At 71.1% G+C, this 16,578-nt stretch carries 3 protein-coding genes; all 3 read right to left on the minus strand.

All coding sequences use genetic code 11. The features are described from left to right. Nucleotides 1-30: 30 nt before the first annotated feature. The 3 genes from IE302_RS09000 to IE302_RS09010 all read right to left on the minus strand — a co-directional run bounded on the left by IE302_RS09000 (nt 31) and on the right by IE302_RS09010 (nt 16,572). Entirely contained in the window at nt 31-4,392 is a 4,362-nt protein-coding gene (locus IE302_RS09000) for a type I polyketide synthase (protein WP_191253731.1), read from the minus strand. A gap of 748 nt (nt 4,393-5,140) precedes the next feature. Further along, a complete protein-coding gene (locus tag IE302_RS09005; RefSeq protein WP_191253733.1) occupies nt 5,141-6,388 on the minus strand; it encodes an HNH endonuclease signature motif containing protein in 1,248 nt (415 codons plus the stop codon). A 326-nt stretch (nt 6,389-6,714) separates the two neighbouring features. After that, on the minus strand, nt 6,715-16,572 hold the full coding sequence (locus IE302_RS09010; RefSeq protein ID WP_444541938.1) for an SDR family NAD(P)-dependent oxidoreductase: 9,858 nt from the start codon (nt 16,570-16,572) through the stop codon (nt 6,715-6,717). Nucleotides 16,573-16,578 lie beyond the last annotated feature (6 nt).

Here is a 16,578-nt window from a genome sequence, read left to right on the forward strand (position 1 = left end):
ACTCATCGGTCGAGGTCGCGTGCACCCGGCTCAAGCGCCGAGTTGCTGGTCAATGAAGGCGAAGAGTTCGTCGTCCGAAGACGGCGTGAAGCCGGGACCGTCCAGGCTCTCGGCGAGTTCCCGCAGGCGGGCACCCGCCTTGGCGTGGTCTTCGCTGCCCGGGTCGAGACGGCCGAGCGCGGCTTCCAGCCCGTCCAGCAGGCCTTCCACGTCGGCTTCTTCGGTGGTTCCGGCAAGCTCCTGCCAGAGGTAGGCGGCGAGGGCCTGCGGCGTCGGATGGTCGAAGACGAGCGTCGCGGGCACGGCGAGGCCGGTCGCGGCGTCGAGGCGGTTGCGCAGTTCGACCGCGGTGAGCGAGTCGAACCCGAGTTCGGTGAACGCGCGGTCCGGCCCGATGGCCGACGTGTCCGGATGGCCGAGCACGCGGGCCACGGTCTCGCGCGCGACCTTCAGCAGCAGTCGTCGCTGCTCGGGCTCGATCAGCCCGGCCAGCCGCGACCGCAGATCCGCCACCGGAGCTTCGGCGGCCGCGGTCTCCGGTCGCGGCAGCTCGGCGAGCATCGGCGCGGCACGGAAGTCCTCGAAGAACGACGGCCAGTCGAAGTCGGCGACGGTGACGCAGGTGTCGTCCGCGGCGATCGCCCGGACGAACTCCTCCGCCGCGGCTTCGGGGGTCATCGGGCGCAAACCCTTGCGGCGGACGGCGTCGTCGACGGCCTCGGCCATCCCGCCCTCGGCCCACGGGCCCCAGGCGATCGACACCGCCTTGACCCCTTCGGACCGCCACCGGGCCGCGAGCGCGTCGAGTTCCGCGTTCGCGGCGGCGTAGGCGGCCTGCCCGCCGTTGCCGAGCACCCCGGCCACGGAGGAGAACAGCACCAGCGCGTCGAGATCCTTCGTGAGTTCGCGCAGATGCCGCGCGGCGGTCACCTTGGGCCGGGCGACGGCTTCGAACCGCTCCGGGGTGACGTCGTCGAGCATCGCGTCGTCGAGGACACCGGCGGTGTGCACGACCACGCGCAGGTCTTCGAGGCCGGTGACCACTGTGGACAGTGCCTCGCGGTCGGCGGCGTCGCAGGCGTGGATGCTTACGCGGGCGTTGAGGTCTTCCAGCTTTCGGCGGAGGTCCGCCGCACTCGGCGCGTCTTCCCCGCGCCGCGAAAGGAGCACCACGTGTTCGGTTCCGGCACGGATCAGCCGTTCGGCCACGAGCGCGCCCAGCGCCCCGGTACCACCGGTGATCAGCGCGGTCCCCGAAGTCGTCCACGGCGTGGTGGGCGCGGGGGCGGCGGGAACGAACCGGCGGGCGAAGATCCCGTCCTCGCGGATCGCGACCTCGTCCTCCGGACCGCCGAGCACCTCGCCGAGGCGGACGGCCGCGGCAGGATCCTCGGGCAGGGTCACGCAGCCGCCCCAGCGACGGGGCTGCTCGATCGCCGCGACCCGCGCGACGGCGGCGACGCCGGGATCGCCGGTGGCGCACCAGATCTTCGCCGGGGAGTCCCTCAGGAGCGCGGCGAGCGCGGCCCCGTCCGCCGGGAAGGCGAGAACCGGCCCGTTCTCCGGGACTTCCGTCACCAGAGGCGCGTCGAGCGCCTTCGCGGCGGCTTCGGCCCACGCGTTGGTTTCGGAGGCGTAGACGGTCCAGGTTTCCTGCGACGCCAGGGGCTCGATCGGACGCCAGACGATTTCGTAGCGTCGCGCCGGAGGCGTGCTCCGATCGGCGGCGGCGAGCCAGAAGCGGTCGCGACGGAAGGGATACGTCGGCAAGTCGACACGGGCGGCGCCGGTGCCGTCGAAGATCCGGGCCCAGTCGAGCCGGACGCCGGCGGTGACCAGCCTTGCCCGGGCCAGGTCGGCGGCGGCCGCCTCGTCGCGGTCTTTCCGTTGCGTGGCGATGAACGTGCCGTCGCCGGCGCTGTCCGCGCCGAGCGCGGTCAGGGACGCGTCGGGCCCGACTTCGACGAAGCGCCGGACGCCGCGCGCGTGCAGGGTTTTGACGCCGTCGGCGAACCGGACGGCTTCGCGCACCTGCCGCACCCAGTACTCCGGGTAGCCGATCTCGGCGATGTCGCCGGTGAGGCCCGAAACGATCGGGATGCGCGGTTCGGCGTAACTCACGCTCGCGGCGACCTCGCGGAAGTCGTCGAGCATCCCGTCCATCATCGCGGAGTGGAAGGCGTGGCTGACCGAGAGCCGTTTGGTGCGGCGGTCCGGGAACGCCTCGACGACCGCGGTGACGGCGGCTTCCTCACCGGAGAGCACGACGGACGAGGGACCGTTGATCGCGGCGATGCTCACGCCGTCGGGCAGGTCCAGTTCCGCTTCGGTGGCCTGCAGGGCGATCATCACGCCGCCCGAGGGCTGCGCCTGCATCAACCGGCCGCGCGCGGCGACCAGCCGGGCGGCGTCGTCGAGCGACCACACCCCGGCCACGTACGCCGCGGCGAGCTCGCCGATCGAGTGTCCGAGCAGGAAGTCCGGTTCGACACCCCAAGACCGCACCAGCTCCGCCATCGCGACCTCGAAGGCGAACAACGCGGGCTGGGCGACGTCGGTCCGGTCGATCCTCGACTGGTCCTCACAAGAAAGGACTTCGGCGAGTTTGAAGCCGGTGTGCGCGTCGAGCCGTTCCGCGACACTGTCGAAGATCTCGCCGAAGACGGGGAACGCCGTGGCGAGCGCGGTGCCCATCGCGAGCCGCTGCGCCCCTTGCCCGGTGCAGAGGAACGCCAGTTTGCCGCTGCCCGCGCGGCCGGTGACGACGCCGGGGGCGGCCTCGCCGCGAGCCAGGGCGCCGAGGCCGGCGAGGAGTTCCTCGTGGTCGGCGCCGGTGACGACAGCGCGATACGGCAGCGGCGCCCGGCCGGTGGCGAGCGACCAGGCGATGTCGGCGGGGTCGCCGCCGGTCTGGAGCAGCCGGTCCGCCAGTTCGGGCAGGGCGGCTTCGCTGCGGGCCGAGAGCACCCACGGGAGACGGGTTCGCGTGCCGCTCTCGGTTTCGGCGGGCTGCTCAGGGGCTTGGCGGAGGATGACGTGCGAGTTGGTGCCGCTGATCCCGAACGACGACACGGCGGCCGCGCGCGGGCGGCCGGTCTCGGGCCAGGGCCGGTGCTCGGTGAGGAGTTCGACCGCGCCGGAATCCCAGGCGACGTGCGGGGACGGCTCGTCGGCGTGCAGCGTGCGCGGCAGTTCGCCGCGACGCAACGCCTCGACCATCTTGATGATCCCGGCGACCCCGGCCGCGGCCTGGGTGTGCCCGATGTTCGACTTGATCGAGCCGAGCCACAGCGGGTTTTCCCGTTCGCGGCCATAGGTGGCGAGCAGCGTGTCGGCCTCGATCGGGTCCCCGAGTTTCGTGCCCGTGCCGTGCGCCTCGACGACGTCGACGTCCGAAGTGGACAGTCCGGCGCTCTTGAGCGCGGTGCGGATCACGCGCTGCTGCGACGGCCCGTTCGGCGCGGTGAGCCCGTTGGACGCGCCGTCGGAGTTGACCGCGGAGCCCTGGACGACGGCGAGCACACGATGGCCGTTGCGGACGGCGTCGGACAGCTTCTCCAGCAGCAGGACCCCGGCGCCCTCGCCCCAGCCGGTGCCGTCGGCGCCCGCGCCGAACGACTTGCAGCGCCCGTCCGGGGCGAGGCCGCGCTGGCGGGAGAACTCGACGAAGGTGTCCGGGACGGCCATCACGGTCGCGCCGCCGGCGAGGGCGAGCGAGCACTCCCCCGACCGCAGCGCCTGCGCGGCCAGGTGCACGGCCACCAGCGACGACGAACAGGCGGTGTCGACCGAAACGGCCGGTCCCTCGAAACCGAAGGTGTAGGCGACACGGCCGGAAAGCACGCTGCCCGCCGTGCCGGTGCCGAGGAAGCCCTCGACCCCCTCGGGCAGCTCGGTGACGCCGGATCCGTAGTCGTGGTACATGATCCCGGCGAACACGCCGGTCGCGCTGCCCTTCAACGCCGAGGCGTCGAGTCCGGCGCGTTCGATCGCCTCCCAGCTGATCTGCAGCAGGAGCCGCTGCTGCGGGTCCATCGCGAGCGCCTCACGCGGGGAGATGCCGAAGAACTCGGGGTCGAATTCGGCGGCCTCGTGGAGGAATCCCCCCTCACGCGCGTAGGACGTGCCAGGATGGTCGGGGTCGGGGTGGAACAGCTCGGCGAGGTTCCAGCCGCGGTCTTCGGGGAACTCCGAGACCGCGTCACGGCCGGCGGCCACCAGATCCCACAACGCCTCGGGCGAGTCGACCCCGCCCGGGTAGCGGCATCCCATGCCGATGATCGCGACCGGCTCTTTCGCCGCTTCGACGAGCTCGCGGTTGCGCGCGGCCAGCCTGCTGTTCTCCTTGACCGATTCCCGCAGCGCGGTCACCAGCTCTTCGGGTGTCGCCATCAGATTCTCCGGACCGGACGAGACGGACGCAGCTCGGGCATGGCCTCATCCTGGGCGCGGGCTCCTCCTGTCCTGGGCGCTGTTCGCCACCCCGGCCCCATTCCCCGGTAACCGGGGGCCCACCCGTGTCCTGCTGGCGGGCGTTCGGTCCCGGTCGGGGTCGGGAGTGGTAGGCGGGGCTGTACCGAAGCCCGGCCGCTACCGCTGTCCACCCACCGACGCCCAGGCCGTCGATCATGAAGAGCGGTTGGCGGGAGAGCTCGGGGTCGAAGGCCGGTGGCCTGCCACTGGCCTTGCCTTGATCCCGCGTGCCCGCAGCGCTGTCCGGGTGCTCGGGTGGGTGTAGGCCTTGTCGGCCAGCACCGACCCGACCCGTATTTTCTGTCCGTCCACCTCGATGTCACGGATGTCGTCCAGCAGCGGAAGCAGTTGCGGGTTGTCCCCGGCCTGCCCTGGCGTGCTCGACGGCGAGCTCGTCGATCCAGTCCGCGCAGCCCCCTTTTCCTGGCGCCGACCGCGTGCTGATGCGCCCGGACACCCGTGGAATCGACACTGATCACAAACTCGACGTTGTCCTCGAGCGTCCCGAGGGAATCGTCTTTGACGATCACGTGCTCCAGCACCCGGTCCCACGTCCCGTCCGCGGTCCATCATCTGCACACGATCATGGAAAGATCCGCAGGACACGCCCTGGGTGTGGGCATGCCGAGGGGCCCGTCGCCGGTGGTGGTGGCGGGCTCCTCGGGGTTCAGTGGTTGTTGCGGCGGGGTGTTTGTAGCGGGTCGAGGTATTGCGGCGGGATGAACTCGGGTCGGCCGTCGGTGGCTATGTGGACTTTCCAGCCGGATTGGCCGTGGATGACCATGTGGTGGTAGCGGCACAACAGACACAGATTGTTCAGATCGGTGTCACCGAGCTCACCCCACGGGAGAATGTGGTGCGCTTCGCAGTGCTTGGGCCGCCTATGGCAGCCGGGGAAGGCGCAGCCGTGGTCGCGGAGGTTCAGGGCCCGTCGTTGGGCGGGGGTGACGGTGCGGGCCGCGCGCCCGATGTCGAGCGGTTCACTTTCGGACCCGAGCACCGCGGGGATGATCTTCGCGTCGCAAGCGAGCAGCCGGGCGTGGCGGGCGGTGATCTGGGTGACCTCGTCCACGCACGCCATCCCCAGTCCTGAGGTGAGGGTGTCCAGCGGGATGGTGACCACCACGGTCGTGCGGTCTCCGGACAGGGTCGGTGCCTTGTCGTTGGTCATCGCGTAATGGATCGCGTCAAAGAGCGCATCACCATGGCGCTCACCGGGAGTGCGGGGGTCGCGGTTACCGTCCTCGTCGACGGGTCTTCGCTGACCCCACGTCTCGAACAACGCATTCGCTCTCGCCCCGAACTCCGGATCCAACAGCCCATTCAGCCGCCACCAGCCATCGTCACGTTTCCGCAGATACACCTCACGCGACGGCGGTTTCAGGTCCTCGTCCTTGGGCTCGTTCCCGTCGGGATCCATATGGGCCAGGAGTTCCGCTCCGGCGTTGAGGATGGTTTGCGGTCCGGCGCTGCGGGCGAGATTGACCAGGATCTGTTCCGCTCTTGACCGGTCTTCCTCCGAAGCTTCGGCGGGAATCTTCCTCAGAACCGCCAGGATCGGATCCAGCTGCTGATGGCCGAGATCCCCCTCGGCCGCGGCGGCGCCCGCGATGGGGGCGAAAGCCGGTGCTGGAGTGCCGTCCAGATTCCGGCCCTCGTTCAACGCCACCGCCCGCGTCACGGTGACACCTGCTTCTTTGGGGCTGATCCTGGCCGTTTCGGCGAACCAGCCCGCGGTCGACCCATGCCCGAACAGCTCCATCGGACCCCGCGACTCGATCTCCACCAGGAACTGCCCGACCTCCGCCAAAGCCTGTCGTGCCAACGACATGCGCTCGACCACGCCGTGCGCGAGCTCCCGCGCACCGGCACGCCACAGCTCCTGCGGCGGTTCGAGGATCCGTTGGCTGGACACCCCACGAGAATACCAAGAATCGAACAAATGTGCGAATATGAACCATTTTACCGAAACCGAATTGAAGGTATTTATTGAGGGGTTAGTGCAAATGTGACGTGTTCTGTCGCTCGACCGCATACAGCCCCCACCTCCGCGACTCCGCCACCCACAAGGACCGAAAGCCCCAGGGCGAAGGGGACTTTCCGCGCATGCAATGCAGGGAAAGTCCCCTTCCCCCGCGGATCACCGCCGAATGCCAGTCCAGTGAAGGCCGAAGGGCGCTTTCCCCGCATCCCATGCGGGGAAAGCGCCCTTCACAGCGTCTAACGCGGGGAAAGTCCCCTTCAGCCCGCCTCGGAGGTAGACATCGCCCGGCTGATCAGGTCCCCCACGTCCAGATCATCGATAGCCTCGACGGACACCGCAGGCGCCGAGGAAGGTGCCTCCTCGGCCAGCTTGACCAGGGCTTCCAGCACCCCGAGCTCCCGGAACCGGTCGAGCGACGCACCGGCCAGAGCCCGCCGCAGCCGCGCCTCGTCCGGCACCACCACTTCGGGGAACAGCAGCGTGCGGAGGTGCGCCGTGAGGGCCGACGGAGTCGGGTGGTCGAACACCACCGTCGCCCCCAGCTGCTGCCCCGCCGCGGCCGCGAGCCGGTTGCGCAGGTCGACCGAGGTCAAAGAGTCGAACCCGAGGTCGGTGAACGCGTGCTCCGGATCCACCTCGCCCGCGGACGCGAAGCCGAGCACCTGCGCGGTGTGCGTCAGGACCAGGTCTTCCAGCGTGTCCGGTGTCAGCACAACAGACTCAGTGACCGGGGAAGCCGTCCGCCGCACGGGCAGCCGGACGAGCCCGGTGAGCAGCGCGGGCAGCACCCCCGCCCGGGCCTGGTCCCGCAGCCCGGCCAGGTCGAGTTTGACGGGCACCGCCACCGGACCGGGAGCGACGTCGAACAGCACCGCTCCTTCCTCCGGGCTCAGGGCGCCGAAGCCGTCGCGCCGCATCCGGTCGATCAGCGCCTGGTCGAGGACACCGCCCATGCCCTCGGCCGCCCACATCCCGTAGGCGAGCGACCGCGCGGGCAGGCCGTCGGCGTGCCGTCGTTCGGCCAGCGCGTCGAGGTAGGCGTTGGCCGCGGCGTAGTTGCCCTGCCCCGGTCCGCCGAGCACGCCGGACACCGACGAGATCAGCACGAATTCGGTCAGCGGCCGGTCGAGGGTCAGTTCGTGCAGGTGACGGGCACCGTCGGCCTTCGGGCCGAGGACCCGGTCCAGGCGTTCCGGGGTCAACGCGGTGACGACGCCGTCGTCCAGCACCCCGGCCGCGTGCACGACGCCCGACAGGTCGGGGATGCCGTCGAGCAGGGCGGCCACGGCGTCACGGTCGGCGACGTCGCACGCTTCGACCCGCACTTCAGCGCCCTGTTCACCCAGGCGCGCGGCCAGTTCTGCCGCGCCGGGGGCGGCGAGGCCGCGACGGCTGGTGAGGACCAGGCTTTCGACGCCGTGTTCGGTGACGAGCCGTTCGGCCAGCTGGGCCCCGACACCGCCGGTCCCGCCGGTGATCAGCACCGTGCCCGCGGACTCCCAGTCCGGCTTCGGACCGGGCTCGGCCCGGACCAGCCGCGGCACCTCGGCCCGGCCGTCGCGAACGCGGACCCGGGGTTCCCCGGTGGCCAGCGCGATGTCCACATCGGACACCTCACCGTCGAGGATGACGAACCGGCCGGGGTTCTCCGCCTGCGCCGACCGCACCAGCCCGGCGGCGGCCGCGTCGTCGAGACTGTCGCCGGTGACGACGACCAGACGCGAGCCGGAGAACCGGGACTCGGTCAGGAAGCGTTGCAGGACAACGAGGACGGCGTGGATCCCGTCCGGAGGAACCGGCAGGACGACCACCGGCGGCACCGGCTCGGTCACCTCGTCCCACCGCGCCCACGGCACCGGCGTGGTGGCCGCCGGCTCGGCCGCGACGTGCTCGACGCGGAACAGCGACCGGTCTTCCCCGGCCCGCAGCTGCTCACCGGTGACCGCGCGGACCACCAGCGAACCGACCGAAAGCACCGGCGCTCCGGCGAGATCGGTCAGGTCGACCGCGACCTCACCGGGCGCGAGGAACCGCAGCCGCGCGCGGACCGTCGTGGCGCCGGTCGCGTGCAGGCTGACGTCGCTCCAGCTGAACGGCAGCGCCCCGGATTCCTCACCTTCGCCGAGGAACATGCCGTGCAGGGCCGCGTCGAACAGCGCGGGGTGGATGCCGAAGCGGGCCGCGTCGTCGCGTGCCTCCTCCGGCAGCGAGATCTCGGCGTAGCGGTCCTCGCCGTGCCGCCACGCCGCCCGCAGCCCCTGGAACAGCGGGCCGTAGGCGAACCCGCGGTCGGCGAGGTCGTCGTAGAACGAGCCGAGGTCGATCGGCTCGAGACCGTCGGGCCACGCGAATCCCTTGACCGGCGGATTCGCCTCGGCCAGCAGGCCGAGCGCGTTGAGTTCCCAATCCTCGCCGGGGATCCGCGAGTGGATGGTCACCGCCGCCGCACCGCTGACCGCGACCTGCAGTTCGATCGGCCCGCTCTCGGGGATCACCACGGGCGCGTGCAGGGTCAGCTCGACCAGCCGCGGCCGTCCGGCCTCGTCACCCGCCCGGACGGCGAGTTCGGCGAGTGCCGCTCCCGGGAGCAGGACGGTGTCGTGCACGGTATGCCCGGCGAGCCAGGGATGCGTCGCGAGCGAAAGCCGTCCGGTGAGGACGGTGCCGTCACCCTCGGCGAGTGAGAGGCCGGCGGCGAGCAGCGGATGCCCCGGCGAGTCCAGCCCGGCCGACGAGAGGTCCGCGACCGGGGCCGGGTCCAGCCAGAAGTGCTTGTACTGGAAGGGATAGGTCGGCAGGTCGAGAGCACGCGCGCCGGGCAGGACGTCGTCCCAGCCGATACGGACACCCTGGACGTGCAGGGTGGCGATCGCGGTCATCGCCGTGACGGCTTCGTCGCGCCCCTCGCGCAGCAACGGAATGCCTTCGGTAAGCGCCGAGAGCACCGCGTCGGGCCCCAGTTCGAGGAACTTCGTGACACCGTCGGCGCGGAGGGTATCGACAGCCGAGGCGAACCGGACGGTCTCCCGGACGTGCGTGACCCAGTACGCCGGATCGGTCAGATCCGCCGATTCGGTCACCGTCGACACGATCGGGATCCGCGGCGCGGAGAACTCCAACTCCCGCACCACCGCGGCGAAGTCGTCCAGCATCGGCTCCATCAAGACCGAATGGAACGCGTGCGACACATCGAGACGCTTGGTCTTACGGCCGCTGAACCGTTCGACGACAGCGAGCGTCGGCTCTTCGGCACCGGACAGCACCAAGGAGGTCGGACCGTTGACCGCGGCCAGCGAAACCCCGTCCGGCAGCTCCCCGAGTTCGTCCTCGGACGCCTGCACCGCGACCATCACGCCACCCTCGGGCAACGCCTGCATCAAACGACCACGCGCCACCACCAGCTTCGCCGCGTCTTCCAACGACAACACACCCGCGACGTGCGCGGCCGCGATCTCACCGATCGAGTGCCCAGCCAGAAAATCAGGCCGGACACCCCACGACTCCACCAACCGGAACAACGCCACCTCAAGCGCGAAGATCGCCGGTTGCGCGAACTCCGTCCGCGACAAATCTTCGAACTCCGGCAGCAACGCGGTCACGTCGTCATACGCCGCCGCGAAAACCGGGAACGCCCCGTAAAGCTCGGCACCCATGCCGAGCCGCTGCGAACCCTGACCTGTGAACAGGAAAGCCAGTTTGCCCGGTTGCGCCTTGCCGATGATCCCGCCACCTTCGGCGACGGCTTCGAGCCCGGCGCGCAAATCCGCCGCGTCCGTGCCGACGACGGCGGCCCGGCGCTCGTGCGCGGTCCTTGTCGTGGCCAGAGAGTAGGCGACGTCACGCGGATCATGACCGTCCACAAGGGACAGAAGAGCGCGAGCACGTTCGGCCAGCGCCTGGTTGGTCTTCGCGGAAAGAACCCAGGGAACGACGCCGTGCGAGGCAGGCTCGGCGGGCGTTTCGGCCGGGACCTGCTCCAGGACGACGTGCGCGTTGGTCCCGCTGATCCCGAACGACGACACCGCGGCACGGCGCAGGCGACCGGCCTCCGGCCACGGCCGCGATTCACGAAGCAGTTCGATCGCGCCCGCGTCCCATTCGACCTCGGTCGAGGGTTCCGCCGCGTGCAGGGTCCGGGGCAGCGTGCCCCGCCGCATCGCCTCGACCATCTTGATGATCCCGGCGACCCCGGCGGCGGCCTGCGTGTGGCCGAGGTTCGACTTGACCGAACCGAACCACAGCGGTTCCTCCCGTTCGGCGCCGTAGGTCGCGATGAGTGCCTGCGCCTCGATCGGGTCGCCCAGCCGCGTGCCCGTGCCGTGCGCCTCGACCGCGTCGATGTCCGAAGTGGACAGACCGGCGTCGGCGAGCGCCGCGCGGATGACGCGCTGCTGCGAGGGACCGTTCGGTGCGGTGAGACCGTTGGACGCGCCGTCCTGGTTGACCGCGGAACCGCGGACCACGGCCAGCACCGGATGCCCGTTGCGCCGGGCGTCGGAAAGCCGTTCCAGCACGAGCACCCCGGCGCCTTCCGACCAGCCGGTGCCGTCGGCGTAGGCGGAGAAAGACTTGCAGCGCCCGTCCGGGGAAAGCCCGCGCTGGCGGGAGAAGTCGAGGAACGTCTCCGGGGTCGCCATCACGGTGACCCCGCCGGCGAGCGCCATGTCGCACTCCCCCGCCCGCAGCGACCGGGCGGCCAGATGCAGGGCGACCAGCGAGGACGAACACGCCGTGTCGACCGACACCGCCGGGCCCTCCAGCCCGAGGGTGTACGCGACCCGCCCGGACAGCACGCTGGCCGAGGTCCCGGTGCCCAGGAACCCGGCGACGCTGTCGGGGACGCTGGCGAGCTTCGCGGCGTAGTCGTAGTACATGATCCCGGCGAACACACCGGTGGCGCTGCCCTTCAGCGACGCCGGGTCGAGCCGGGCGCGTTCGAGGGCCTCCCAGCTGATTTCCAGCAGGAGACGCTGCTGCGGATCCATCGCGAGCGCTTCACGGGGCGAGATCCCGAAGAACTCCGGATCGAATTCGCCCGCGTCGTGCAGGAATCCGCCGTGCCGGGTGTAGGTCTTGCCGGGCAGGCCGGGTTCGGGGTCGTAGATGCCGTCGACGTCCCAGCCACGTCCGCCGGGGAACGGCGAGATCGCGTCGGTACCCGCGTCGACGAGGTCCCACAGGTCCTCGGGCGACCGGACCCCGCCGGGATAGCGGCAGCTCATCGCGACGATCGCGATCGGCTCGTCGGCGGCACCTCGTCGGGTCACCACCGGACGGGCCGGTTCCGGGGCGCCGAGCAGTTCGGTGCCGAGGAACGCGGCCACCGCCGCCGGGCTCGGGTGGTCGAACACGAGCGTCGCGGGCAGCCGCAGGCCGGTCTCGGCGGTGAGTTCGTTGCGCAGTTCGACCGAGGTCAGCGAATCGAAGCCCAGTTCGGTGAACGGTCGCGACGGCTCGACGGTCTCCGCGCCCGCCCGACCCAGGACGGCCGCGACGCGGGCCCGGACCAGCTCGATCAAGAAGGCTTCGCGGTCGGCCTCGGACAGTCCCGTGAGCCGTGCCGCCAGGCCCGAATCGGTACGGCGGGCGGCTTCGCGGCGCGTCCGGACGCGGACCAGACCGCGCAGCAGCGGCGGGACCCCGGCGTTCCGCACGGCCGCGAGGTCGAGCCGCACCGGCACGAGGACGTCACCGCCTTCGGCCACGGCGGCGTCGAACAGCGCGAGCCCTTCTTCGGCTTCGAGAGCGCCGAAGCCGTCCTTGCCGATCCGGTCCCGGTCGGTGCCGCTGAGCGCGGCGCCCATCCCGTCCCGCCACAGGCCCCAGGCCAGCGACTGGGCGGGCTTCCCGTCGGCGCGACGCTTGCGTGCGAGGGCGTCGAGCGCGGCGTTCGCGGCCGAGTAAGCCGCTTGCCCCGGTGAGCCGAACACCCCGGCGATCGAGGAGAACAGCACGAAGAAGTCGAGGTCTCCGGTGAGTTCGTCGAGCACGTGCGCGGCGGTCGCCTTCGCCCGGAAGACCCCGTCGAGCCGCTCCGGAGTCAGCGACGTGACGACGCCGTCGTCGAGGACACCCGCCGCGTGGACGACGCCGGTCACCGGCGGTTCGGCCCGGGCAAGCAAGTCGCGTACCTGGTCCCGGTCGGCGACGTCGCAGGCCTCGATCCGCGCCCCGAGTTCCTCGGCCAGTTCCTTGGCACCGGGCGCGTCCTCACCACGACGGCTGACCAGCAGCAGATTCCGGACGCCGTGCGTGGCGACCAGGTGCCGCGCGAGACGGGCGCCGAGTCCACCGGTTCCGCCGGTGATCAGTACCGTTCCGGAAGTGTCCAGTGTGGACTCCCCGGATCCGGCCCTGGCCAGGCGTGGCGCGGACAGCGATCCTTCGAGAGCGTGTACTTCGGGTTCGCCGGTGGCCAGAGCGGCGTCGACGTCTGCGTGGGTACCGCGGACCAGGACGATCCGGTCCGGATGCTCCGCCTGCGCGGCCCGGACCAGGCCTTCGACCGCGCCTTCGCGACCGGTCAGCACCACGAGCGGGCCGGGCTCGTCCGTCGCCAGGAAGTCCTGCAGCGCGGCGAGAGTGGCGTCGAGCGAATCAGCTTCGAGGACGGCGGCGGGTGTGACGTCCGAGGAGCCGGTGGGAAGCGGAACGTCTTCGACGCGATAGAGGCCGTCCTGCACCGAGGCCGTGGCCGTCACGGCGCGGACGCTGAGCCCTCCGATGGAGGCGACAGGTGCGCCTGTCCCGTCGGTGAGGTCGAACGCGAAGCCGTCGGCGACCGGCCGGGCAAGGACCCGCAGTTCGGTCGCGCCCCGCGCGTGCAGGACGACGTCACGCCAGGCGAACGGAACCGAGCCCTGGTCTTCCCCGTGGACGGCGGTCGCCTGGAGCGCGGCGTCCAGCAAGGCCGGATGCAGACCGAACTTCGCCGCCTGATCGGGATCCGGCAGGGCGACCTCGGCGAAGATCTCGGCGCCACGGCGCCAGACGGTGCGCAGGCCTTGGAACATCGGCCCATACGCCAGACCGGCGGCGGCGAGCCGCTCGTAGGCGTCTTCGAGGCCCAGGGCCTCAGCGTCCTGAGGCGGCCACGCAACGTCCATAGTGGACGTCGGCGGGTTCCCGAGGAAGCCGGTGGCGTGGGTGATCCACGGACGCTCCGGCAGCCGCGAGTGGATCGACACCGGGCGGCGGCCATGCTCGTCGGCGGCGCCCGCGATGACCTGGACTTCGGGCGCGGCACCGGGTTCGAGGACCAGCGGTTCCTGCAGGATCAGCTCTTCCACTCCCGCGCAGCCGGCTTCGTCGCCCGCGCGGACGGCGAGCTCGGCGAACGCGGTGCCGGGGACGAGCACGCGGCCCGCGACGACGTGGTCGGCCAGCCACGGGTGCCGGTCGAGCGAAAGCCGCCCGGTGAGCAGGACACCATCGTCCGCGGCGACGGACACCGCCGCCCCGAGCAGCGGATGGTCGGCGGCGGCGAGCCCGGCCGCGGTGACGTCGACGTCGCTTTCCTGGCCGAGCCAGAAGTACTCGTGCTGGAAGGCATACGTCGGCAGTTCGGTGAACCGGCCGCTGCCGCCGAGGTACGCGGTCCAGTCGACGGCGACACCGCGCGTGTGCAGGGTGCCCAGCGCGGTGACCAGCTGCCGGGCTTCGCCGTGACCGCGGCGCAGCGCGGGCACGCCGCCGTCGACCAGCGCGCTGAGCACGGCGTCCGGACCGAGCTCGAAGAACTTCGTGACTCCGGCGGCGGTCAGGCGTCCGGCCGCGTCGGCGAACCGCACCGTCTCCCGGACATGGGTGACCCAGTACTCGGGGTCGGTCAGATCCGCCGATTCGGTCACCGTCGACACGATCGGGATCTTCGGTGCCGAGAACCGCAAACTCCGCACCACCGCGGCGAAGTCGTCGAGCATCGGCTCCATCAAGACCGAGTGGAACGCGTGCGACACGTCCAGGCGCTTGGTCTTCCGGTCCTTGAACCGTTCCACGAAGGCGAGCGTCGGCTTCTCGGCGCCCGACAACACCACAGACGTCGGCCCGTTCACCGCGGCCAGCGAAACACCGTCCGGCAGCTCGCCGATCTCGTCCTCGGACGCCTGCACCGCGACCATCACGCCACCCGACGGCAGCGCCTGCATCAACCGGCCACGTGCGACGACGAGCTTCGCCGCGTCCTCCAACGACAACACACCCGCGACATGTGCCGCCGCGATCTCTCCGATCGAATGCCCAGCCAGATAGTCCGGCCGCACACCCCACGACTCCACCAAGCGGAACAGAGCCACTTCCAACGCGAAAATCGCGGGCTGCGCGAACTCTGTCCTCGACAAATCCCCGAACTCCGGCAGCAGCGGAGAGACCTCGTCGTAAGCCGCCGCGAAAACCGGGAACGCCTCGTAAAGCTCGGCACCCATGCCGAGCCGCTGCGAACCCTGACCCGTGAACAGGAAAGCGAGTCCGCCTTCGGTGACGCGGCCGGTCACACCGCCACCACCGGCCACTTCGGACAGACCGGCGGAGAGAGTCTCCCAGTCCATACCACTGACAACAGCCCGGTACGGCAGTGCCGCGCGGGTGGTCAGCGTGTGCGCGACGTCGATCGGCTCGGCGGTTCCGGCAGCCGACAGCAAGCGGGACGCCTGGGCGGCCAGCGCAGGTTCCGTGGCGGCGGACAGCAGCAACGGCACGATGGCGGGCGCGTCCTGGACAGGAGCGGCCTCCGCCGAAGGGGCCTGCTCCAGCACGACGTGCGCATTGGTCCCGCTGATCCCGAACGATGACACCGCCGCCGAACGCGGGCGTCCGGTCTCGGGCCACGGCGTGCGTTCGGTCAGCAGCGAGACCGGTCCGGCGGACCAGTCGACCTCGCGGCTGGGCGTGCCGACGTTCAGGGTGGGCGGCAGGACACCGTGGCGCATCGCCTCGACCATCTTGATGATCCCGGCGACCCCGGCAGCGGCCTGCGCGTGCCCGAAGTTCGACTTGACCGAACCGAGGAACAGCGGGCGATCGCGATCACGGCCGTAAGTGGCCATCAAGGCTTCGGCCTCGATCGGGTCGCCCAGCCTGGTCCCCGTGCCGTGCGCTTCGATGGCATCGACGTCCGAGGTGGACAGTCGCGCGTCGGCGAGCGCGGCACGGATCACGCGCTGCTGCGACGGGCCGTTCGGCGCGGTCAGGCCGTTGGACGCGCCGTCGGAGTTCACCGCGGTGCCCCGCACCACGGCGAGGATCCGGTGCCCGTTGCGCTGGGCGTCCGACAGCTTCTCCAGCACGAGCATCCCGACGCCCTCGGCCCAGGCGGTGCCGTCGGCGTCGTCGGAGAAGGACTTGCAGCGCCCGTCCGGCGCCAGCCCGCGCTGACGCGCGAAGTCGACAAAGATCCCTGGCGACGCCATCAGGTTGACGCCGCCGGCCAGCGCCAGGGTGCACTCCCCCGCGCGCAGGCCGCGCACCGCGGCGTGCACGGCGACCAGGGACGACGAACACGCCGTGTCGATCGACACCGCCGGGCCCTCCAGGCCCAGCTGGTACGCGATCCGTCCGGAGTGGACACTGCAGGTGGTGCCGGTGAGCAGGTAGCCGTCCACCGTGTCACCCGGGTTGTGCAGGCGCGGCCCGTATTCCTGCGCGGAAACGCCGACGTAGACACCGGTCGGGCTGCCGCGCAGCGCGGCCGGGTCGAGACCGGAGCGTTCGACGGCCTCCCAGCCGACCTCCAGCAGCAGCCGCTGCTGCGGCTCCATGGCCAGCGCCTCGCGCGGCGAGATCCCGAAGAACTCGGCGTCGAACCCGGCCGCACCGGGCAGGAAACCACCGGTGCGGACGTAGGTGGTGCCGCGCCGGTCGGGGTCGTCGTCGAACAGGCCGGAGGTGTCCCAGCCGCGGTCGGCCGGGAACTCGCCGATCCCGTCACGGCCGGATTCGACCAGATCCCACAGCGCGGCGGGGGTGTCGGCCCCGCCGGGGAACCGGCAGGCCATACCGACGATCGCGATCGGCTCGTGCCGTCCGTCCTCGGCGTCACGCAGCCGCTCCCGGGTCCGGTGCAGGTCCCCGGTCACACGCTTCAGCAGGTCGAGAAGCTTCTCTTGGTCCGCCATCACACCCTC

Source organism: Amycolatopsis oliviviridis (genome assembly GCF_014654365.1).
Taxonomy (GTDB): Bacteria; Actinomycetota; Actinomycetes; order Mycobacteriales; family Pseudonocardiaceae; genus Amycolatopsis; species Amycolatopsis oliviviridis.

Excerpts from the sequence above, each read along its gene's own strand:
- IE302_RS09000 (WP_191253731.1), bottom strand. The coding sequence starts at position 4,392 with ATGGCGACACCCGAAGAGCTGGTGACCGCGCTGCGGGAATCGGTCAAG.